19 protein-coding genes are annotated in these 19,932 nt (G+C 68.6%); 11 read left to right on the plus strand and 8 right to left on the minus strand.

What is annotated here, in order from left to right; all coding sequences use genetic code 11:
- Positions 1-58 precede the first annotated feature (58 nt).
- Both ACSFBF_RS18450 and ACSFBF_RS18455 read left to right on the plus strand, forming a co-directional pair.
- A complete protein-coding gene (locus ACSFBF_RS18450) occupies positions 59-730 on the plus strand; it encodes a response regulator (protein ID WP_435469410.1) in 672 nt (223 codons plus the stop codon).
- 52 nt (positions 731-782) lie between these two features.
- Complete coding sequence (locus tag ACSFBF_RS18455) at positions 783-2,225, plus strand: sensor histidine kinase (protein WP_435469412.1); 1,443 nt, start codon at positions 783-785, stop codon at positions 2,223-2,225.
- 9 nt (positions 2,226-2,234) lie between these two features.
- Here ACSFBF_RS18455 and ACSFBF_RS18460 read toward each other — a convergent pair whose 3' ends face one another.
- The 3 genes from ACSFBF_RS18460 to ACSFBF_RS18470 are packed head-to-tail and all read right to left on the minus strand — an operon-like array spanning position 2,235 to position 3,885.
- Positions 2,235-2,432: a sporulation protein gene (locus tag ACSFBF_RS18460; RefSeq protein ID WP_435469414.1), complete on the minus strand. Its 198-nt coding sequence runs from the start codon at positions 2,430-2,432 to the stop codon at positions 2,235-2,237.
- A gap of 5 nt (positions 2,433-2,437) precedes the next feature.
- A complete protein-coding gene (locus ACSFBF_RS18465) occupies positions 2,438-3,250 on the minus strand; it encodes a biotin--[acetyl-CoA-carboxylase] ligase (protein ID WP_435469416.1) in 813 nt (270 codons plus the stop codon).
- Between the two features lie 5 nt (positions 3,251-3,255).
- On the minus strand, positions 3,256-3,885 hold the full coding sequence (locus ACSFBF_RS18470) for an SET domain-containing protein (RefSeq protein ID WP_435469418.1): 630 nt from the start codon (positions 3,883-3,885) through the stop codon (positions 3,256-3,258).
- Between the two features lie 85 nt (positions 3,886-3,970).
- On the opposite strand from ACSFBF_RS18470, the gene ACSFBF_RS18475 reads away from it, so the two are divergent.
- Positions 3,971-6,934, plus strand: coding sequence for a DNA topoisomerase III (locus ACSFBF_RS18475; protein ID WP_435469420.1), 2,964 nt, complete (start codon positions 3,971-3,973; stop codon positions 6,932-6,934).
- A 3-nt stretch (positions 6,935-6,937) separates the two neighbouring features.
- Positions 6,938-7,924, plus strand: coding sequence for a tripartite tricarboxylate transporter substrate binding protein (locus tag ACSFBF_RS18480; protein WP_435469422.1), 987 nt, complete (start codon positions 6,938-6,940; stop codon positions 7,922-7,924).
- Between the two features lie 18 nt (positions 7,925-7,942).
- Here the strand turns inward: ACSFBF_RS18480 and ACSFBF_RS18485 are convergent, their stop codons facing one another.
- Positions 7,943-8,863, minus strand: a complete 921-nt coding sequence (locus ACSFBF_RS18485) for a LysR substrate-binding domain-containing protein (RefSeq protein ID WP_093055186.1) — start codon at positions 8,861-8,863, stop codon at positions 7,943-7,945.
- Between the two features lie 110 nt (positions 8,864-8,973).
- Between ACSFBF_RS18485 and ACSFBF_RS18490 the strand changes: the two genes are divergently transcribed.
- Both ACSFBF_RS18490 and ACSFBF_RS18495 read left to right on the plus strand, forming a co-directional pair.
- Positions 8,974-9,936, plus strand: coding sequence for a tripartite tricarboxylate transporter substrate binding protein BugE (locus ACSFBF_RS18490; RefSeq protein WP_435469424.1), 963 nt, complete (start codon positions 8,974-8,976; stop codon positions 9,934-9,936).
- A 13-nt stretch (positions 9,937-9,949) separates the two neighbouring features.
- Positions 9,950-10,822 carry an N-formylglutamate amidohydrolase gene (locus ACSFBF_RS18495; RefSeq protein ID WP_435469426.1) on the plus strand — a complete coding sequence of 291 codons (873 nt, stop codon included), beginning with the start codon at positions 9,950-9,952 and terminating at the stop codon, positions 10,820-10,822.
- A gap of 13 nt (positions 10,823-10,835) precedes the next feature.
- Here ACSFBF_RS18495 and ACSFBF_RS18500 read toward each other — a convergent pair whose 3' ends face one another.
- Positions 10,836-11,693 carry an oxidoreductase gene (locus ACSFBF_RS18500; RefSeq protein ID WP_435469428.1) on the minus strand — a complete coding sequence of 286 codons (858 nt, stop codon included), beginning with the start codon at positions 11,691-11,693 and terminating at the stop codon, positions 10,836-10,838.
- Positions 11,694-11,821: 128 nt separating this feature from the next.
- Here ACSFBF_RS18500 and ACSFBF_RS18505 point away from each other — a divergent pair, with 128 nt between their 5' ends.
- Together ACSFBF_RS18505 and ACSFBF_RS18510 are read left to right on the plus strand one after the other, a co-directional pair.
- Complete coding sequence (locus ACSFBF_RS18505) at positions 11,822-12,763, plus strand: LysR family transcriptional regulator (protein ID WP_435469430.1); 942 nt, start codon at positions 11,822-11,824, stop codon at positions 12,761-12,763.
- 39 nt (positions 12,764-12,802) lie between these two features.
- On the plus strand, positions 12,803-12,991 hold the full coding sequence (locus ACSFBF_RS18510; protein WP_435469432.1) for a hypothetical protein: 189 nt from the start codon (positions 12,803-12,805) through the stop codon (positions 12,989-12,991).
- 34 nt (positions 12,992-13,025) lie between these two features.
- Here the strand turns inward: ACSFBF_RS18510 and ACSFBF_RS18515 are convergent, their stop codons facing one another.
- Entirely contained in the window at positions 13,026-13,907 is an 882-nt protein-coding gene (locus ACSFBF_RS18515; protein ID WP_435469434.1) for a gamma-glutamyl-gamma-aminobutyrate hydrolase family protein, read from the minus strand.
- A gap of 140 nt (positions 13,908-14,047) precedes the next feature.
- On the opposite strand from ACSFBF_RS18515, the gene ACSFBF_RS18520 reads away from it, so the two are divergent.
- Entirely contained in the window at positions 14,048-15,103 is a 1,056-nt protein-coding gene (locus ACSFBF_RS18520) for a sugar phosphate isomerase/epimerase family protein (RefSeq protein ID WP_435469436.1), read from the plus strand.
- Between the two features lie 5 nt (positions 15,104-15,108).
- Here the strand turns inward: ACSFBF_RS18520 and ACSFBF_RS18525 are convergent, their stop codons facing one another.
- Positions 15,109-16,407, minus strand: coding sequence for an aspartate aminotransferase family protein (locus ACSFBF_RS18525; protein WP_435469438.1), 1,299 nt, complete (start codon positions 16,405-16,407; stop codon positions 15,109-15,111).
- 120 nt (positions 16,408-16,527) lie between these two features.
- Here ACSFBF_RS18525 and ACSFBF_RS18530 point away from each other — a divergent pair, with 120 nt between their 5' ends.
- Positions 16,528-17,004 (plus strand): Lrp/AsnC family transcriptional regulator, encoded by a 477-nt coding sequence (locus ACSFBF_RS18530; RefSeq protein ID WP_093055172.1) that lies wholly within the window; start codon positions 16,528-16,530, stop codon positions 17,002-17,004.
- A gap of 7 nt (positions 17,005-17,011) precedes the next feature.
- Here the strand turns inward: ACSFBF_RS18530 and pdxR are convergent, their stop codons facing one another.
- Positions 17,012-18,469, minus strand: coding sequence for a MocR-like pyridoxine biosynthesis transcription factor PdxR (gene pdxR / locus ACSFBF_RS18535; RefSeq protein WP_435469440.1), 1,458 nt, complete (start codon positions 18,467-18,469; stop codon positions 17,012-17,014).
- Between the two features lie 84 nt (positions 18,470-18,553).
- Between pdxR and ACSFBF_RS18540 the strand changes: the two genes are divergently transcribed.
- On the plus strand, positions 18,554-19,804 hold the full coding sequence (locus tag ACSFBF_RS18540; RefSeq protein WP_435469442.1) for an MFS transporter: 1,251 nt from the start codon (positions 18,554-18,556) through the stop codon (positions 19,802-19,804).
- Positions 19,805-19,932 lie beyond the last annotated feature (128 nt).

Raw genomic sequence — 19,932 nt, forward strand, 5'->3', positions numbered from 1 at the left:
CCCCAGAGACAAATGTGAACGGCGCCAGTTTGGCGCCCGAACAGGCCGGAGGTGACGCATGCGGATTCTGATTGCCGAAGACGACCAGGTGCTGGCCGATGCCCTCCTGCGCAGCCTGCGCACCTCGGGCGCGGCGGTAGACCACGTGGCGAACGGCTCGCAGGCCGACACCGCGCTCATGACCCACGACGAGTTCGACCTGCTGATCCTCGACCTCGGGCTGCCCAGCCTGCACGGCATCGAGATCCTCAAGCGCCTGCGCGCGCGCGGCTCGCAGCTGCCGGTGCTGGTGCTCACCGCGGCCGACAGCGTCGAGGAACGCGTCAAGGGCCTGGACCACGGCGCCGACGACTACATGGCCAAGCCCTTCAGCCTGCAGGAGCTCGAAGCGCGCGTGCGCGCCCTCACGCGGCGCGGCATGGGCACCACCAGCAACGCCATCCGCCACGGCCCGCTGGTGTACGACCAGGCCGGCCGCGTGGCCACCATCGACGGCAAGATGGTCGAGCTGTCGGCGCGCGAACTCGGCCTGCTCGAAGTGCTGCTGCAGCGCGCCGGCCGGCTGGTGAGCAAGGACCAGCTGGTCGACCGCCTGTGCGAATGGGGCGAGGAGGTGAGCCTGAACGCCATCGAGGTCTACATCCACCGCCTGCGCAAGAAGATCGAGAAGGGGCCGGTGCGCATCGCGACGGTGCGCGGGCTGGGCTACTGCCTCGAAAAGATCCAGTGACGAAGACGCACCCGCCGCGCGTGGGCGGCGGCACGCCGGAGGACTCGGCGCGATGAAGCTTTTCCAGCGCGCGCAGCGCTCCCTGTTCGGCGAGATCCTCGACTGGATGCTCACGCCGCTGCTGCTGCTGGTGCCGGTGAGCATCGGCGTCACCTGGCTGGTGGCGCAGGGCATTGCCAACGCGCCCTTCGACCGCGCGCTCGAACACAACGTGAAGGCCCTTGCCGAGCTGGTGACGGTGAAGGAAGGGCACACGCAGTTCGTGCTGTCGCAATCGGCGCGCGAGATCCTGCGGGCCGACGATGCCGGCCACGTGTATTACCAGTTGCTCGACGGCCACGACACGCTGCTGAGCGGCGAGCGCGACATTCCGATGCCCGGCCTCGACGAGCCGCTGCCGGCCGGCCAGGTGTTCCTGCATAACAGCGCCCTGCATGGCAAGGAAGTGCGCGTGGCCTCGATGTGGATCGCCAGCGGCACCGACGACGTGCCGCCCACGCTGCTGCAACTGGCCGAGACGCGCGAAAAGCAGTCGGTGCTGGCGGCCGAGATCATCAAGGGCGTGCTGCTGCCGCAGTTCGCCATCCTGCCACTGGCGGTGCTGCTGATCTGGCTGGCGCTGGTGCGCGGCATCAAGCCGCTGTCGGTGGTGGAGGCGCGCATCCGCGAGCGGCGCCCGGGCGACCTGAGCCCGCTCGACGAATCGTCGGTGCCGCTGGAAGTGGTGCCGCTGGTGTCGTCGGTCAACGAGCTGCTCGACAAGCTCAACGATTCGATCGGCACGCAGAAGCGCTTTCTGGCCGACGCGGCGCACCAGCTGAAGACGCCGCTCGCGGGCCTGCGCATGCAGGCCGACCTGGCGCAGCGCGAGGGCGCCAATGCCGACGAGCTCAAGCAGTCGCTCAAGCAGATCGGCCGCGCGAGCAAGCGCGCCACGCACACGGTGAACCAGCTGCTTTCGCTGGCGCGCGCCGAGGGCAACAGCGCCAACGCGCACCACCAGCCTTGCGACCTGGCGAAGCTCACCATCGAGGTGGTGCGCGAGGCGGTGCCGCGCGCGATCGAGAAGCGCATCGACCTGGGCTACGACGGAGCCGAAGCGGGCGCGCCCGGTGTGATGTTCGACGGCAACGCGACACTGCTGAAGGAGCTGGTGCGCAACCTGGTCGACAACGCAATCAACTACACGCCCTCCACGCCGGAGCGCCCCGGCCTGATCACCGTGCGCGTGCTGACCGACCCCTTCGGCCACGTGCTGCTGTTGCAGGTGGAGGACAACGGCCCCGGCATCGCCGAGACCGACCGCGAACTGGTGTTCGAGCCGTTCTACCGCGTGCTCGGCAACGAGGCCGACGGCTCGGGGCTGGGCTTGCCTATCGTGCGGGAGATTGCGAACCAGCACCGCGCGCGGGTGAAGCTGGAGGATGCGCATCCCGGCAAGCAGCCGCCGGGTGCGCTGTTCACGGTGCGCTTCGAGGGCGAAGCGCCTCTTTGATCCGCGGGATCAGGGCGCCGGCGCGGCCGGCTTCGCTTCCTTGCGAATCTGCAGCCACTCAGGGTGGATCTGACGCGACATGCGCTGCGGCTCGCGCTCGTTGAGCGCGGCCGGAGCCAGGCCGAAGCCGGCAAGATCGCCGCGCGCCCACAAAAAATAGCCGGCATTGGCCAGCAGCAGAACGATGAGGAGCAGGCGCAGCTTCATACGTGTCAGAGGGTCATGCCGCGAGGGCGCACGCTCACTTCGTCGCTGGAGATCAGCTGCAGGCCGGCGTCGGTGCGCACCTGCAGCTCGCCGCCCCAGGCCACGCCTTCGCACAGGCCAGCAGTGCCATCGCTGAGTACCACTTCGCGGCCGCGCAGCACGTCGCGCGCGGCAAAGCGCTCGGCGAAGGCCGCGAAGCCCCTGGCCTCGAATTCGAGCACGTTGCGCACCAGCGGCTCGGCCAGCTCGCGCAGCACTTCGGGCGCATTGGCCTCGGGGCGCCACTGGCGCAGCCAGGCCGGTGGCGTGCGCATGCCGTCGCCTTCGCGCGCGCCAATATTGATACCGATGCCGATCACGAGATAGCGGGGCGCATCGGCGCGGCCGGCGGACGGCAGCGCGGTTTCGATGAGGATGCCGACCAGCTTGCAGTCGTTCACCCACACGTCGTTGGGCCACTTGAGGCCGACCTTGTGCGCGCCCGAGGGATCGAGGCTTTCGGCCACGCTGACGCCGACGGCGAGCGACAGGCCCGACCAGTCGGCAGGCGCCAGCGGCAGGCCGAGCGAGAAGGTCAGCGAGGCTGATTCTTCCTGCTGCGGCGCGCTCTGCCAGGGCCGCCCGAGACGGCCGCGCCCCGCGGTCTGGCGCTCGGCCACGAGCAGCACGGGCTCGATGCGGCCGGCGCGCGCGCGGCGCATCAGCTCGGTGTTGGAAGAGTCGATTTCGGCCACGGCCTCGACCGCGAAGCCGGGCAGCAGCGGAGCGACCGCCGCGGCGATCCGGTCCTGGAACCAGTCGGCCGTGCTGCTGTTCATCGCCGTCAGTCCTTTTCGGACTTGTCCTTCTTGGCGGATTTCTTTTCCGCTTTCTTGTCGGCTTTTTTCTCGGCCTTCTTTTCGGCCTTCTTGGCTTCCTTCTTCTCGGCCTTTTTCTTTTCAGCCTTTTTCTTGGCCTTCTTCTTTTTCTTCTTTTCGTCCTCATCGTCCTTGGGCGTCAGCAGCGTGCCGCGGCACTGCTCGGAGCCGCACCAGCAAGGAAATTCGGACAGGAGCTTCGGCGTGTACGGCTCGTCGATGATCAGGCCGTAGTCGTAGTTGAGTTCTTCGCCGGCGGAGATGTCGCGCAGCGCCTTGATATAAACGCGCCCATCGACCTCGTCGGCTTCGCAGTTCGGCTCGCACGAGTGGTTGATCCAGCGGGCGGCGTTGCCCTTGACGTTGCCGTCGATCACACGCCCGTCGTCGATGTGAAAGTAGAAGGTGTGATTCGGCTGGGCCGGGTCATGCGGATGGCGGCGCAGCGCCTCCTTCCAGTTGATGACTTCGCCCTTGTATTCGATCAGCGTTTCGCCCTCGGCCAGATCCTGCACGGCGAACACGCCGTTGCCATGGACATTCGAGCGCCGCGTCTGGATGCGGCGACCGGCGGAAAGTGGGGATTTGGAAGGCATCGCCGAAGTCTGTTAGTTTGAATATGCACACATGCGCGTGTGCGCGTGCGCACGCGGGAAGCCGCAGAGTATAGAGAGCCCTTAGATGACAAAGACTTTGGTAATCGCAGAAAAGCCGTCGGTGGCACAGGACATCGTCCGCGCCCTCACGCCGGTTGCAGGGAAATTCGACAAACATGACGAGCATTTCGAGAACGACACCTATGTCGTGACCAGCGCTGTCGGTCACCTGGTCGAAATCCAGGCGCCCGAGGAGTTCGACGTCAAGCGAGGCAAATGGAGCTTTGCCAACCTGCCGGTGATCCCGCCTCATTTCGACCTCAAGCCGGTCGACAAGACGAAGACGCGCCTGAACGCCGTGGTCAAGCAGGCCAAGCGCAAGGACGTGACGCAGCTCATCAACGCCTGTGACGCGGGGCGCGAGGGCGAACTGATCTTCCGCCTCATCGAGCAATACGCCGGCGGCAAGGCGGGCCTTCACAAGCCGGTCAAGCGACTGTGGCTGCAATCGATGACGCCGCAGGCCATTCGCGATGGCTTCGACGCGTTGCGCACCGAGAAGCAGATGCAGGGCCTGGCCGACGCCGCGCGCTCGCGCTCCGAGGCCGACTGGCTGGTGGGCATCAACGGCACGCGCGCCATGACCGCGTTCAATTCGCGCGACGGCGGCTTCTTCCTCACGACCGTGGGCCGCGTGCAGACGCCAACGCTGTCGGTGGTGGTGGAGCGCGAGGAGCAGATCCGCAAGTTCGTTTCGCGCGACTACTGGGAAATTCACGGCAGCTTCGCGGCCGAGGCCGGCGAGTACCCGGGCAAGTGGTTCAACCCCGACTGGAAGAAGGCCAACGCGCCGCTGCTGGCCAACGGCGAGCCCGACTCCGAGCAGCGCGCCGACCGCGTATGGAACGAGCAGGAAGCCCGCGCCATCGCCGACGCCTCGCGCGGCAAGCCCGCCACGGTGACGGAAGAGAGCAAGCCCACCACGCAGGCCTCGCCAGCGCTGTTCGACCTGACCTCGCTGCAGCGCGAGGCCAACGGCCGTTTCGGCTTCAGTGCCAAGACCACGCTCGCGCTGGCCCAGAGCCTGTACGAACGCCACAAGGCGCTGACCTACCCGCGTACCGATTCGCGCGCGCTGCCGGAAGACTATCTGCCGGTGGTCAAGCAGACCATGGGCATGCTCGCCACGAGCGGCATGAAGCACCTGGCGCCGTTCGCGCAGCAGGCGGTAGACGGCAACTACGTCAAGCCCAACAAGCGCATCTTCGACAACGCCAAGGTGTCGGATCACTTCGCCATCATCCCGACGCTACAAGCCCCCAGCGGCCTGAGCGATGCCGAGCAGAAGCTCTATGACTTCGTGGTGCGGCGCTTCATGTCGGTGTTCTTCCCGAGCGCAGAACACCAGGTGACCACGCGCATCAGCACGGTGGAGCAGGGCGGCAAGAAGTATCCCTTCCGCACCGACGGCAAGGTGCTGGTCAAACCAGGCTGGCTCGCCATCTACGGCAAGGAAGCCCAGGACGACGAGAAGGAAGACGACAAGGACGGCAAGCGCCTCGTGCCGGTGAAGCCGGGCGAGATCGTGAAGGCCGAGTCGGTCGACACCAAGGGCCTGAAGACGCGCCCGCCCGCTCGCTACTCCGAAGCGACGCTGCTCGGCGCCATGGAAGGCGCGGGCAAGACCATCGACGACGACGAGCTGCGCGAGGCCATGCAGGAGAAGGGCCTGGGCACGCCAGCCACGCGCGCGGCCACCATCGAAGGCCTGATCTCCGAGAAGTACATGCTGCGCGAAGGCCGCGAGCTGATCCCCACGGCCAAGGCCTTCCAGCTCATGACGCTGCTGCGCGGCCTGGGCGTGGAAGAACTCTCCAAGGCCGAGCTGACCGGCGAGTGGGAATACAAGCTCGCGCAGATGGAAAAGGGCGCGCTCAGCCGCGACGCCTTCATGCGCGAGATTGCGGCGATGACGGAGCACATCGTCAAGAAGGCCAAGGAATACGACCGCGACACCGTGCCGGGCGACTACGCGACCCTGCAGACGCCGTGCCCCAACTGCAGCGGCATCGTGCGCGAAAACTACCGCCGCTACGCCTGCACCGGTAAGAGCGGCACCGGCGAGGACGCCTGCGGCTTCTCGTTCGGCAAATCGCCGGCCGGGCGCACCTTCGAGGTGGCCGAGGCCGAGGCGCTGCTGCACGACAAGCACATCGGCCCGCTGGAAGGCTTCCGCTCCAAGGCCGGCTGGCCCTTCACCTCCGAGATCGTCATCAAGTACGACGAGGAAGCGAAGAACTGGAAGCTGGAGTTCGACTTCGGCGACGACAAGAACGAAGACAGCGGCGAGATCATCGACTTCAGCGAGCAGGACACCGTGGGCCCATGCCCGGTCTGCGGCGCGCCGGTGTTCGAGCACGGCAGCAACTACGTCTGCGAGAAGTCTGTGCCGACCAATGCGCAGCCCACGCCGAGCTGCACCTTCAAGACCGGCAAGATCATCCTGCAGCAGCCGGTGGAGCGCGCGCAGATGGAAAAGCTGCTCGCCACCGGCAAGACCGACCTGCTCGACAAGTTCGTGAGCATGCGTACGCGCCGCGCCTTCAAGGCCTTCCTGACGTGGAACGCCGAAGAGGGCAAGGTGACCTTCGAGTTCGCGCCGCGCGAAGGCGGCAGCAAGTTCCCGCCGCGCAAGACCTTCGGCAAGGCCGCGCCCGCGGGCAAGACGGCTGCAGCCAAGAAGGTGGCCGCGAAGAAGACGCCCGCCGCCAAGAAGGCACCGGCAGCGAAGAAGGCCGCGGCGCCGCGCAAGCCGGGCGCGGGCCTGAAGCCCAGCGACTCGCTGGCCGCGGTGATCGGCGCCGAACCCGTGGCGCGCACCGAGGTCATCAAGAAGCTGTGGGACTACATCAAGGCCAACGGCCTGCAGGACGCGCAGAACAAGCGCGCGATCAACGCCGACGCCAAGCTCAAGCCGGTGTTCGGCAAGGACCAGGTGACGATGTTCGAACTCGCGGGCATCGTGGGCAAGCACCTCTCGGCGCCCTGAGTCATGCGGCGCAGACACTTCGGCGCTAGCGTTGCTGCGATGGCCGTCGCGCTGCTGGGCGGCGCGGGCCTGGCCCACGCCGCCGCGTGGCCCGACAGGCCGGTCAAGCTGGTCGTGCCCTTCCCGCCGGGGCAGGCCACCGACATCTTCGCCCGCGCGCTTGCCGAGCAGCTCGGCAAGCGGCTGGGCCAGCCGGTGATCATCGACAACAAGGCCGGCGCCGGCAGCAACATCGGCACCGAGTTCGTGGTGCGCTCGCAGCCCGACGGCTACACGCTGGTGGTGGCCGGCAGCGCGATGGCGGTGAACCAGACGCTCTATGCCAAGCCGGGCTTCGATCCGCGCAAGGACCTGACGGGCATCTCGCTGATCGCGAAGGTGCCGCTGGTGTTTCTTGCAACGCCCGAGAGCGGCATCCGCACGCTGGCCGAACTCACGGCGCGCGCCAAGGCCGAACCCGGCCGGCTGAGCTACGCAAGCGCCGGCATCGGCGGCACGCAGCATCTGTCGGGCGAGATGTACAAGTCGGCGGCGCATGTGTTCATCACGCACATTCCGTACCGGGGCAGCGGGCCGGCGCAGTCGGACTTCCTGGGCAACCAGGTGCCGCTGATGGTCGATTCGGTGACGGCTGCGCTGCCGCACATCAAGTCGGGCAGGGCGGTGGCGCTGGCCGTCACCTCGGCCACGCGCTCGTCGCAACTGCCCGATGTGCCCACCGTGCGCGAAAGCGGCGTGGCCGGCACGAAGAACTTCGAGGCCGTGGGCTGGCTCGGCCTGATGGCGCCGCGCGGCACGCCGGCCGAGGTCGTCGAGCGGCTCAACCGCGAAATGACGGACATCCTGAAGAGCGAGCAGATGGCGCGCTTCATCCGCGAGCGCGGCGCCGAGCCCGCGCCCACGACACCGGCCGAGTTCGACCGCTTCGTGGCGAGCGAGATCGGGGTGTGGGGCGCGGCGGTGAAGGCCTCGGGCGCGAAGCCCGAATAAGCAGGCAATAAGCAGGCATCAGGCAGGCGCCTGCGCCTCTTTACCGCGATCCACCTCCGCAAGCAGCCAGCTGCGGAAGTGATCGAGCGTGGCCAGCTGGCCGCGCCCTTCGGGATAGCAGAACCAGTAGCCCTCGTTGCCGCGGTAGCCGCCGCCGGGCAGCGGCTCGTCCACCAGCCCCGAGGCAATCTCGTCCTGCACCAGGCAGCGCGGCACCAGCGCCACGCCCATGCCCACCATCACCGCGCGGATCATGGTCTGGAACTGGTCGAACTGCGGGCCCGCCAGCGGGTCGAGCCCGCGCACGCCATGCGCTTCGCTCCACTGCAGCCACGACTGCGGCACGCTCACGTGGCGCAGCAGCGTGCAGCGCGCCACGTCCTGCGGCGTGCGGATGGCCACCTCGGCCTGCGCGGCGCGCGGAGCGATCAGCGCCACGTCCTGCCCGGCGAGGTAATGCGAGCGGGCGCCGGGCCAGTGGCCGTCGCCGAAAAGAATGGCGCAGTCGAGCTCGGGCCGCTCGAAGTCGTAGCCATGCACGAAGGGCACGAAATGCAGCGTGATCTGCGGATGCGCGCGCTGAAAGTCGGGCAGCCGCGGAATCAGCCACTTGGCGCCGAAGGTGGGCAGGGCGGACAGGTGCAGTGCACCGCCGCCGTCGCCGCTGGTGATGAGCTCCAGCGTGGCCGCCTCGAGTTGCGCGAGGGTGGCGCGCACCGCCTTCTCGTAGCGCTCGCCGGCCGGCGTGAGCGCCAGGCGCTTGCGACTGCGCTCGAACAGCGGCGCGCCGATCCAGCGTTCGAGCTCCTGCACCTGCTTGCTGACCGCGCCCTGCGTGAGGTGCAGCGCCTCGGCCGCGCGCGAGACGCCGCCGAAGCGCACCACGGTCGAGAAGGCGCGCAGCAGATTCAGGGGCGGGTTGAGACGGCGCAGTGACATGGCAGGATGCCCATTAAAACATTCCAGATCGGAATGTTAGCTGGTCTATCCTTTGCTTCAGGTGATGCAGCGAACTGCTCCATCACTCCCTGTTTCATTGGAAGAATCCCATGCTACGTCGTCACTTCATTTCCACCCTGGCTGCTGCTTCCGTCGTGCCAGGAATATCCTTTGCCCAAGGCAAGCCGATCCGCCTGGTCGTGCCATTCCCGCCCGGCGGCGCCACCGACATCACGGCGCGCGTGCTCGGCGAGCCCCTCGGCAAGATCCTCCAGCAGCCCGTGGTGATCGACAACCGCGCCGGCGCGGGCGGCTCCATCGGCATGGCCGAGCTGGCACGCGCCACGCCCGATGGCCTGACCTTCGGCGTGGCCACGCTGTCCACGCATGGCGTGAACCCGGCCGTGTACCAGAAGCTGCCCTACGACCCGATCAAGGGTTTCGTCGCCGTGACCGAGCTGGTGAAGGCGCCGGGCGTGATCGTCATCAACCCCTCAGTGCTGCCGGTCGGCAGCTTCGCGGAGCTGGTGAAGTACCTGAAGGCCAACCCCGGCAAGGTGTCGTACGCCACGCCGGGCAACGGCACCATCGGCCACATGTGGGGCGAGCTGTTCAAGAGCAGCACCGGAACCTCGATGGTGCACATCCCCTACCGCGGTGCGGGCCCGGCCATCAACGACGTGCTCGCCGGCCAGGTGCCGGTGTACTTCGACCAGGTGGCTTCGTCGCTGCCGCACGTGAAGTCGGGCAAGCTGAAGGCGCTGGCCGTGTCCTGGAGCGGCCGGCTCGACGTGCTGCCCGAGGTGCCGACGTATGGCGAGCTGGGTTATCCGGTCAACAACGACCCTTCGTGGTTCGGCATGGTCGCGCCCGCCGGCACGCCGGCCGAGATCGCGCTGCGCATGCAGCAGGCCGTGGCCACCGCGCTGAAGGATCACGCGGTGCGCGAGCGCCTGGCGCTGCAGGGGTTGTATGCCTCGGGCACTACGCCGGCCGAGTTCGCGAAGCAGATCGCGGGCGAGATCGAGAAGATGAAGAAGGTGGCCGAATTCGCCCGCATCCGATTGGACTGACCGACACCTGCCTATGCATCCTGTTCTGAAACTGATTCAAACCCGCGCCCAGGTGACGAGCGTCGCCGGGCATACCCCGCTGGTGCTCGACTCCCCGCACAGCGGCACCGTCTACCCCGAGGACTTCCGCACGGTGCGCGACCTGGCCACGCTGCGCCGGGCCGAGGACACGCACGTCGAGAAGCTCTACGCCTTTGCGCCCGCCATGGGCGCGGCCTGGATCGAGGCGCACTTTCCGCGCAGCTATCTCGATGCCAATCGCGACACGACCGAGATCGACACCACGATGCTCGACGGCGCCTGGACCGACCCTGTCTCGACCGACCCGCGCGTGCTGTCGAAGGTGCGCCTGGGCAAGGGCCTGATCTGGAAGCTCACCGACGAAGGCCTGCCGATCTACGACCGCCAGCTTCCGGTGGACGAAGTACGCCAGCGCATCGACACCTGCTGGCGGCCGTACCACGCGGCGGTGGCGCAGGCCGTCGACGAGGCGCATGCGCGCCATGGCTACAGCATCCACATCAACTGCCACTCGATGCCGGCCATCGCGGCCAGCCACGCGACGGACTTCCCGGGCCTGGCGCATGCCGACTTCGTGATCGGCGACCGCGACGGCAGCACGGCCGACCCGGCGCTGTCGCAGAAGCTCTGCGAGCACCTGCGCGCCTTCGGCTACAGCGTGGACTACAACCACCCCTACAAGGGCGTGGAGCTGGTGCGCCGGCACGGCAAGCCCGCCGAGCACCGGCACAGCATCCAGGTCGAGATCAACCGCAAGCTGTACATGGACGAAGGCACGCTGGCGCTCGACGAAGCCAGCGCGGCGCGGCTGCAGGCGCATCTGCGCTCGATGGTCGAAATGCTGCTGGCCACGGACCCGCGCTGATCCTTCGCGCCGATCAGGCCGTGGCAGGTGTGAAGTCGGTCGACACCGACAGCGCCTCCCACGCCTTGATCTCCTCCTGCAGCGCGCCGAGCTTCTCGCGCACCACCTTCACCGCGTCCGGCCCGAGCAGCAGGTGCGCGGGCGGGTTGGCCGTCTCGGTGATGCGGATCATGGCGCGCGCCGCCTTCACCGGATCGCCGTCCTGCTTGCCGCTTCGCGCCAGCCGCCGTGCGCGCACCGGGCCCATCACCGGCTCGTAGTCGGCGATGGTCTGCGGCGCGCGCACCATCGAGCGGCCCGCCCAGTCGGTGCGAAAGCCGCCGGGCTCCACGGCAGTCACGTGGATGCCGAAGCTCGCCACCTCTTTGCCCAGCGTCTCCGAGATGCCCTCGAGCGCGAATTTGCTGCCGTGGTAGTAGCCCAGCCCCGGGAAGGTCACGATGCCGCCCATCGACGTGATGTTGAGGATGTGGCCACGCCGGCGCGCGCGCATGAAGGGCAGCACCGCCTTGGCGACGGCCACGGCGCCGAACACATTCACCTCGAACTGCTGGCGCAGCTCGTCGAGCGACGATTCCTCGACCGTGCCCTCGTGGCCGTAGCCGGCGTTGTTGACCAGCACGTCGATCGGGCCGACCGAGGCTTCGACCTCGGCCACCACGCGAGCGACCTCGGCGCCCTGCGTCACGTCGAGCAGGCGGCCGAAGGAGCGGCCGGGTTGCAGCGCATCGAACTCGGCGCGCGCGGCCTCGTTGCGCAGCGTGCCCACCACGCGGTGGCCGGCGGCCAGCGCCTCCTGCGCCAGCGCGCGGCCGAAGCCGCTGCTGACGCCGGTGATGAACCAGGTCCTGGGGAAAGAAGAAACCGTCATGGCGATGTCCTTGAAGGGTGGATGGAAGAACCGATGGCCTGACTGTGCGCGCGCCGCATCGCTTTGATAATCCGCCCAATCGACGAAGCACCTTGAAGCTTTTCTTCAAGATCAACCGGAACCTATCCATGCGCCAGGACCAGCTCGACGGACTCGTCACCTTCGTGGCCGTGGCCGAGACACGCGGCTTTTCGGCGGCGGCGGTGCGGCTGGGCGTGTCGCCCTCGGCCGTGAGCCAGGCGGTGCGGCTGCTCGAAAAGCGCGTGGGCGTGCCGCTGTTCAACCGCACCACGCGCAGCGTGAATCTCACCGAGGCCGGCGCCCGCTTTCTGGAACGCATCCGCCCGGCAGTGCAGGAGCTGGCTTCGGCCTCCGACGAACTGAGCGACAGCGCCGAGCGGCCCGCGGGCCTGCTGCGGCTCACGCTGCCGCGTGCGGCCTATCTGTTCGTGCTGCAGCCGGCGCTGGCTGGCTTCCTGCGCGCCTATCCGCAGATCGACGTGGAGGTGTCGATCGACAGCGCGCTGGTCGACATCGTGAGCCGGGGCTTCGACGCCGGCATCCGCTTCGGCGGCATGGTCGAACGCGACATGGTGGCGGTGAAGGTCGGCGGCCCGCTGGCCAACAGCGTCGTCGCCGCGCCGCGCTACCTGGCCGCGCGCGGCACGCCGGTGCACCCGCGCGAGCTGCTGGCGCACGACTGCATCGGCTTTCGCTTCGAGAGCTCGGGTCTGCTGGAGCGATGGGAGTTCGAGAAAGACGGCGAGTCCATGACGCTCGCGGTGAGCGGCCGCCTCGTGATGAACGACGTGGCCGTGATGCTCGACGCGGCGGTGGAGGGCATCGGCATCGCCAACCTGATCAGCAGCTACACCGAGCGCCACGTCGCCGACGGCCGGCTGGTGCAGCTGCTGGCCGACTGGACCACGCCGCTGCCCGACCTGACGCTGTACTACCCCGACCGCAGGCGCGTGCCGCCCAAGCTGCGCGCGCTGATCGACTGGCTGCGCGAAACAACCTTGTCGGCACCGGGTGTGTTGTTACAGGGCGAGCGGGCCCGCCGCCTATAGTGGGCCGGCAACAACCGTCAACCACCTTTGGAGTTTCCAGTGAAGCCATTCATTGCAGCCGTGTTCGTGATCGCAATGGGCGCGCTGGTGTCAGGCTGCTCAGGCACCGGTCCGGCCCCGGTCAGCAGCGGCGCCAACACATCGGGCGCGACCGGCGGCAGCGGCGTCACGGTGTTCGGCACGATCGACGCCGGCGTCAGCAGCACGACGAACAAGTCGTCGCGCTGAGCGCCCCGCGCAGCTGCCGTGACAGCGCCTGGCGCTAGCGTCTCAGCAGCGCCTGCCGCAACACGCGCGCGGCGCGGTCGCGAATCTTGCCGGAGCTGGAACGCGGCGGCGTCTTGGGCGCGACCTTCGCGGTAGCGCAGGCCCACAGGAAGTCATGCAGGATGGGCGTGTCGTCGACCGTCTCGGTGCTGCCGTACTTGTGGAACTCGGGGTGCCACTGGGTCGCGGCGATGTAGCTGCGGCCCTTGTCGGAGCGGCGGCGAATGGCCTCGGGCACGCGGTCGGGCAGGCTCCAGGCCTCGACCTCGAAACCGGGCGCAAGGCCCTTGATGCCCTGGTGGTGGATGCTGTTGACGCGCGCCTTCTCCACCTGCGGGTAGAGCTTCGACAGCCGCGTGCCCTGCACCAGCTCGATCTCGTGGAAGTTCTGGTCATAGGTCACCGGGTCGCGGTGGCGCAGGCCGCCCTCGTGCTGGGCCTCGATGTCCTGGTAGAGCGTGCCGCCAAAGGCCACGTTGATGAGCTGCAGCCCCCGGCACACGCCGAAGATGGGCTTGCCGGCCTGCTCGAAGGCTTCGACCAGCGCGAGGTCGTAGAGGTCCCGGATCTGGTCGCCGATCCACGCGTCCTTCAGCGGCACCTCGCCGTAGCTGCCGGGCCAGACGTCGGCGCCGCCGTGCATGACCACGCCGTCGAGCCATTCGGCGTAGTGCGACAGCTTGGTGTCGCCACGCGCGGTTTCGCCGGTGGGGCAGGGCACCATCACGACCATGGCGCCGGCGGACATGAGCCAGTGCGCGATCGATTGCTCAACGTACTGCAGCGTCTTGTTGGTGAAGAGCGACCGGGCCGGGTCGGCGTGCGAGAAGCAGGCGGACAGGCCGATCTTGAGCCGAGCGGAAACAGGTTGTGTCATCGCGGGACTGTCGTCGGTGGGAACCGGGCGATTGATGCGAAAAGGAAAGTCCATTTTGGCTCGTTGGCCTCTCGCACGGGGTCGGACGACACGCCAAGTATGCTTTCAACGCTGCCCCAACGAATAAGGAAGACAAGCCGATGAAAACGATCAAGGGCCCCGCCATCTTTCTGGCCCAGTTCGCGGGAGACACCGCGCCGTTCAACACGCTCGACGGCATCGCCGGCTGGGCTGCCGAGCTGGGCTACAAGGGCGTGCAGATCCCGAGCTGGGATGCCCGCCTGTTCGACCTTCAGCGCGCCGCCGAAAGCAAGACCTACTGCGACGAGGTGAAGGGCACGCTGGCAAAGCACGGCCTGGAGATCACCGAGCTCTCGACGCACTTGCAAGGCCAACTGGTGGCGGTGCACCCGGCCTACGACGCGGGCTTCGACGGCTTCGCGGCGCCCGAGGTGCGCGGCGACCCGGTGCGGCGCCAGCAGTGGGCCGTCGAGCAACTGCACTTTGCGGCAAAGGCCTCGGCCAACCTCGGGCTCACGGCGCACGCGACCTTCTCGGGCGCGCTGGCCTGGCCGTACCTCTATTCGTGGCCGCCGCGCCCGCCGGGCCTCGTCGAGGAAGCCTTCGACGAACTCGCGCGCCGCTGGCGGCCGATCCTCGACGCCTTCGACGCCGTGGGCGTGGACGTGGGCTACGAGATTCACCCCGGCGAAGACCTGCACGACGGCGTGAGCTACGAGATGTTTTTGGAGCGCGTGAACAACCACCCGCGCGCCTGCCTGCTGTACGACCCGAGCCACTTCATGCTGCAGCAGCTCGACTACCTGGCCTACATCGACCACTACCACGAGCGCATCAAGATCTTCCACGTGAAGGACGCCGAGTTCAACCCGACCGGCAAGCAGGGCGTGTACGGCGGCTTCCAGAGCTGGATCAACCGGGCAGGGCGCTTCCGTTCGCTGGGCGACGGGCAGGTGAACTTCAAGGCCATCTTCTCGAAGATGGCGCAGTACGACTTCCCGGGCTGGGCGGTGCTGGAGTGGGAGTGCTGCATCAAGCACCCCGAAGACGGCGCGCGCGAAGGCGCGAAGTTCATCGCCGACCACATCATCCGCGTGGCGGACCGGGCCTTCGACGACTTCGCGGCGGGCGGGGTCGACGTGGCGGCCAACAAGCGGATGCTTGGAGTCGGCTGAGTCGGCTAGCTCACCGACCGGATCGCGTCGTCGAGGATCTCCAGGCCGCGGTCGATCTCCACCGCCGTCACGGTCAGCGGCGGCGCGATGCGCCACACCGCGGCCATGCCACCGACCGACACGATGTTCATGCTGAGGCCGCGCGCCATGCATGCATCGGTGATGGCCCGGCCGCGCTCGGCATCGGGCTCGCGGGTCTCGCGGTCTTTCACCAGCTCCACGCCCTGCAGCAGCCCGTGGCCGCGCACGTCGCCGATCAGCTCGTGGCGCGCCTGCAGCGTCTCCAGCCCATGGCGCAGCCGCAGGCCCATTTCGTTGGCACGGGCGTTGAGCTTTTCTTCTTCCAGCACGTCGAGCACGGCCAGCGCGACCTCGGCCGGCAACGGGTCGGACACATGCGAGGTGACGTGCACGAAGCCCTTGTCGTGGCACTCCTGCTCGATCGCCTCGCTGGTGATCGCCGCACCAATGGCCACGCCGCCGCCCAGCGTCTTCGACACCGTGAGGATGTCGGGCACCACGCCGAACTGCTCGAAGGCGAAGTTGCTGCCCATGCGGCCGAAGGCGGTCTGGGCCTCGTCCAGGATCAGCAGCATGCCGCGTTCCTGGCACTTGGCCTTGAGCCTGGGCAGGTAGCCCTCGGGTGGCACGATCACGCCGCCCGAGCTTTGCACCGGCTCGGCGATGAAGGCGGCCAGCGAGCCGCTGGATTGCGCGTCGACCATGTCGAAGCCGACGTCCAGGCAAGTGCTGTCGCAGGCATCGCGGCAATGCCTGATCGGGCAGCGGAAGCAGTTGGGCGGCGGAATCGACATCGTGCCGGGCTTGCGCGGCCCGTAGTCGACGTGCTGCCTGCCCGCGAAGGTGAGCCCGGCCATGCCGCCGGTGACGCCGTGCCAGCCGCCGTTCAGGCCCACGATCTCGTAGCGCCCGGTGGCCACGCGCGCCATGCGCGCCGCCGCCTCGTTGGCCTCGCCGCCGGTCGAGAGGAAGATCGATTTCGACAGCTGCGGCGGCAGCATCGAAGCCAGCCGTTCGGCCAGAGCGAGCACAGCCGGTCCGACGAAGCCGCTGTACAGATGCAGCGCGCCCTCGCAGGCCTTGTGCATGGCGGCGACGATGCGCGGGTGGTTGTGGCCGATGGTGGCGCACATCTGGCCCGAGGTGAAGTCGAGGATCTCTCGGCCGTGCTGGTCCCACAGTGTGGCGCCTCGCGCCTTGACGATGACGTGCGGGCTCAGGCCCATGCCGTAGCGAACGAGATGCCGGGCGACCGTGGGGTCGTAGCCTGTGTCCTGGCCCATGGAATGCTCCTTGTCGTGGGGGATGCGGCCAGCGTAGCCATCGAGCGGGAAATCGGCTGTCGTTGTAGGGGCCCTGAAACGAAGCCGATTGCATCCTTGTTGCGCCACACTGGCGGCACCATGAAAACCGGCACCCTCGACCGCATCGACCAATGCATCCTGGCCGAACTGCAGGCCGACGCGGGCCTGCAGAACCAGACGCTGGCCGAGCGCGTGAATCTCTCGCCCTCGGCCTGTCTCAAGCGGGTGCAGCGGCTGCGGCGCGCGGGCGTGATCCGCGAGGAGGTCGCGATCCTCGATGCCGCGCGCGTCGGCTTCCCGGTGCTGGTGATCTCGCGCGTCTCGCTGCGCAGCACCACGCGCGAGGCGTTCCGGGCCTTCGAGCGCAAGGTACATGCGCTGCCGCAGGTGCTGCAATGCCACTGCGTCGCCGGCGAGACCGACTTCGTGCTCGTGATCTGCGCGCGCTCGCTGCCCGACTACCAGGCCTTCGCGCAGGAGCAGCTGGGCGACGCGCTGGCCCTGGAGAACTATTCGAGCGACATCGTGCTGTCGACCACCAAGTTCACGACGCAGCTGCCGCTGGACAGGGCGTAGGCCCGCGCTACAAGAGGCGCGCCAGCCGCTGGATGGCGCCGTCGATCTGCGGCTCGGCGATGAGGCCGTAGCCGAAGGCGAGGCCGTTGGGCGTGCCAAGCGCGTTCGGGTCGAGCGCGAAGCGCGACAGCGGCGGCAGCGTGATGCCGGCCGCCGCGGCGCGCTCGACCACCGTGTCTGCGCGCGTGTCGCCGTGCAGCCAGGCCGACAGGTGCAGGCCCGCGTCGGACGGAATCGCTTCGAGTCTGCCTGCGCAGTGGCGCGCCAGTGCTTCGAGCAACGCGGTGCGCCGCGCCCCGTAGATCTTGCGCATCTTGCGGATGTGGCGCGCCAGGTGCCCTTCGGCGATGAAGGCGGCGAGCGCCTCTTGGCCGAGCACCGGGCCGTGCCAGTCGGCCAGCTCGCGCGCCCGCACCAGCGCCGCGCGGGCCCACGGCGGCGCCACCACGAAGCCCAGGCGCAAGGCGGGGAACAGGCTCTTGGAAAAGGTGCCGATGTAGAAGACCGACTCGGCGCGGTCCAGCGTCTGCAGTGCATCGAGCGGGCGGCCGGCGAAGCGGAATTCGCTGTCGTAGTCGTCCTCGACGACGACGGCGTTGCGCGCCCGCGCGAAGGCCAGCAGGGCGGCGCGCCGCCGCGGCGACATCGCGACGCCGGTGGGGAACTGGTGCGAGGGCGTCACGCAGACCACGCGCGCCTCGGGCGGGATGCGGTCCACGCACAGGCCCTCGCCATCGGTCGGCACCGTCATCACTCTCGCGCCCGCGGCCAGCATGGCCTCGCGCAGCGAGGGATAGAACAGCTGCTCGACCGCAACCACCGTGCGCCCCGGCACGACGAGGATGCGCGCGAGCAGCCCGAAGGCCTGCTGCGCGCCGGCCGTGACGACGATGTCGTCGGCGGTGCAACCGACCGCGCGGGTGAAGGACACGTGCTTCGCGATGGCCTCGCGCAGCGCGCCCTGGCCTTGCGGGTCGGCGTAGTCGGCCGTCTGCCGCGCGACGCGGCGCAGCGCGCGGTCGCTCAGGCGGCGCCAGATGTCGAAGGGAAAAGCGCTCACGTCGGGCAGGCCGACGCGGAAGTCGTCGCGCGCGGACTGCGGCTGCGGGGTGGGGGCAAGATCGGCGCCCGGGACGTTCAGCGGCGCCAGCCGGGGGTCGCGCCGAGCTGTCGAAGCTTTGGTGGCGCGGCCGCGCCGGGACGCCGGCAGCGTGTCGGCCACGTAGGTGCCGGCGCCGGGGCGCGCCAGCAGGTAGCCCTCGCTCAGCAGCAGGTCGTAAGCCGCGAGCATGGTGTTGCGCGACACGCCCAGCCGCAGCGCCAGCGCGCGCGTGGCGGGCAGGCGTGCGCCGGGCTGCAGCCGGCCGTCGAGGATGGCGCTGCGCAGCTGGCGGTGCACCTCGCGCAGCAGGTCGCGCGAGCCGGCGCCCGGCAGGCTGATGGCGAGTTCGAAAAGTGGCTCCATGAACTTCGCCGATTGTGGTTCTTTTGAAGAGCCAATTGCAAACCTATTCTGGAGGCCTTGAACACACTTGCCACGGAGTCCCTCATGAACACGGATCTCTCGACATCGCAGCCGCAACCGGCAACCGAACGCCTGCCGCTGAGCCTGGGCTGGCTTGCGCTGGGCGCCTTCGCCCTCGGCACCGAAAGCTTCATGGTCGTGGGGCTGCTGCCGGTGCTGGCGGCCGACCTGCAGATCAGCGCCGCGCGGGCCGGGCAGCTTGTGCTGCTGTTCGCGCTGAGCTACGCCATCGGCTCGCCGGTGTTGGCCGCGCTGCTGGCACGCTTTGGGCGCCGGCCGCTGCTGATCGCCAGCCTCGCGGCCTTCTCGGCGCTGACGCTGGCGGCGTCGATGGCGCACGGCTTTGCGCAGCTGGCGCTGGCGCGGGTCGCGCTGGGGCTGGTGGCCGGCGTGTTCCTGCCGACCGCGAGCGCCGTGGCGGCCGCGATGGTGTCACCCGCGCTGCGCGGCCGGGCGCTGGCCATCGTGACCGGCGGCGGCACGGTAGCGGTCGCGCTCGGCGTCCCGCTGGGCGCGTGGATTGCGGGCTGGGGCGGCTGGCGCACGGCCTATCTGCTGATCGCGGCGGTGGCGGCACTCGCCACCTGGGGCCTCGCGCTCGGACTGCCGCGGCAGTTGACGCAAGCGCCAGTCGTCGCAACGAAGCGCACGCCGGCGTTCGCCGTGGCCCGCGAGCCGGGCGTTCTGCCGGCGCTGCTGACCACCATGCTGTGGACCACGGGCGGCTTCAGCTTCTATACCTACATCGCGCTGTTCCTCTCGGGCACAGTGGGCTTCGGCACCGAGGGCGTGGGCGCGATGTTCTTCGCCATCGGCGTGGCGGCGGCCATCGGCACCGCCGCCGGTGGCTGGGCCACCGACCGCCTCGGCGCCGACCGCACGGCGCAGGGCTTCGCGCTGATGCTGGTGGTGATCCTTGGCGGGCTGTCTTTCTCGGCGCAGATGCTGCCGCGCGGCCTGGCGCTGCCGCTGATCGTGGGGCTGTCGGCGCTGTGGGCCTTCGCTGGCTGGGGCTTCGGGCCGGCGCAGGCGGTGCGGCTGATCCGGCTGGCACCTGAGCGCGCGCCGATGACGCTGTCGCTCAACGCCTCGGCAATCTACCTCGGCATTGCGGCGGGCTCGGTGTTCGGCGGCGCGGCGATCGACCTGGTCGGCGTCAGCGCGGTGGGCTGGGTGGGCGCGGCCTTCCAGTTCGCGGGATTGATGCTGTTGTTGCGCGCGGCGCGCAAGGCGCGGGCGGCCGGTTCGGCGCTGGCAGTGCCTGCCGCGGCCTGAGCGCCCGTCGAATCACTATTCTTTTGATAGCAAACAACTCTCCAGTCACGGCCCTTCGGGGCCTTTTTCATGGGATCGTTGTTTTTAAGACCGGCAATTGTCATGCCCTGCAAGCTATAATGTCGGGT

Origin of the sequence: Variovorax nivicola (genome assembly GCF_051216475.1) — a bacterium.
Taxonomy (GTDB): domain Bacteria; phylum Pseudomonadota; class Gammaproteobacteria; order Burkholderiales; family Burkholderiaceae_C; genus Variovorax.

Excerpts from the sequence above, each read along its gene's own strand:
- ACSFBF_RS18450 (WP_435469410.1), top strand. The coding sequence starts at position 59 with ATGCGGATTCTGATTGCCGAAGACGACCAGGTGCTGGCCGATGCCCTC.
- ACSFBF_RS18455 (WP_435469412.1), top strand. The coding sequence starts at position 783 with ATGAAGCTTTTCCAGCGCGCGCAGCGCTCCCTGTTCGGCGAGATCCTC.
- ACSFBF_RS18460 (WP_435469414.1), bottom strand. The coding sequence starts at position 2,432 with ATGAAGCTGCGCCTGCTCCTCATCGTTCTGCTGCTGGCCAATGCCGGC.
- ACSFBF_RS18465 (WP_435469416.1), bottom strand. The coding sequence starts at position 3,250 with ATGAACAGCAGCACGGCCGACTGGTTCCAGGACCGGATCGCCGCGGCG.
- ACSFBF_RS18470 (WP_435469418.1), bottom strand. The coding sequence starts at position 3,885 with ATGCCTTCCAAATCCCCACTTTCCGCCGGTCGCCGCATCCAGACGCGG.
- ACSFBF_RS18475 (WP_435469420.1), top strand. The coding sequence starts at position 3,971 with ATGACAAAGACTTTGGTAATCGCAGAAAAGCCGTCGGTGGCACAGGAC.
- ACSFBF_RS18480 (WP_435469422.1), top strand. The coding sequence starts at position 6,938 with ATGCGGCGCAGACACTTCGGCGCTAGCGTTGCTGCGATGGCCGTCGCG.
- ACSFBF_RS18485 (WP_093055186.1), bottom strand. The coding sequence starts at position 8,863 with ATGTCACTGCGCCGTCTCAACCCGCCCCTGAATCTGCTGCGCGCCTTC.
- ACSFBF_RS18490 (WP_435469424.1), top strand. The coding sequence starts at position 8,974 with ATGCTACGTCGTCACTTCATTTCCACCCTGGCTGCTGCTTCCGTCGTG.
- ACSFBF_RS18495 (WP_435469426.1), top strand. The coding sequence starts at position 9,950 with ATGCATCCTGTTCTGAAACTGATTCAAACCCGCGCCCAGGTGACGAGC.
- ACSFBF_RS18500 (WP_435469428.1), bottom strand. The coding sequence starts at position 11,693 with ATGACGGTTTCTTCTTTCCCCAGGACCTGGTTCATCACCGGCGTCAGC.
- ACSFBF_RS18505 (WP_435469430.1), top strand. The coding sequence starts at position 11,822 with ATGCGCCAGGACCAGCTCGACGGACTCGTCACCTTCGTGGCCGTGGCC.
- ACSFBF_RS18515 (WP_435469434.1), bottom strand. The coding sequence starts at position 13,907 with ATGACACAACCTGTTTCCGCTCGGCTCAAGATCGGCCTGTCCGCCTGC.
- ACSFBF_RS18520 (WP_435469436.1), top strand. The coding sequence starts at position 14,048 with ATGAAAACGATCAAGGGCCCCGCCATCTTTCTGGCCCAGTTCGCGGGA.
- ACSFBF_RS18525 (WP_435469438.1), bottom strand. The coding sequence starts at position 16,407 with ATGGGCCAGGACACAGGCTACGACCCCACGGTCGCCCGGCATCTCGTT.
- ACSFBF_RS18530 (WP_093055172.1), top strand. The coding sequence starts at position 16,528 with ATGAAAACCGGCACCCTCGACCGCATCGACCAATGCATCCTGGCCGAA.
- pdxR (WP_435469440.1), bottom strand. The coding sequence starts at position 18,469 with ATGGAGCCACTTTTCGAACTCGCCATCAGCCTGCCGGGCGCCGGCTCG.
- ACSFBF_RS18540 (WP_435469442.1), top strand. The coding sequence starts at position 18,554 with ATGAACACGGATCTCTCGACATCGCAGCCGCAACCGGCAACCGAACGC.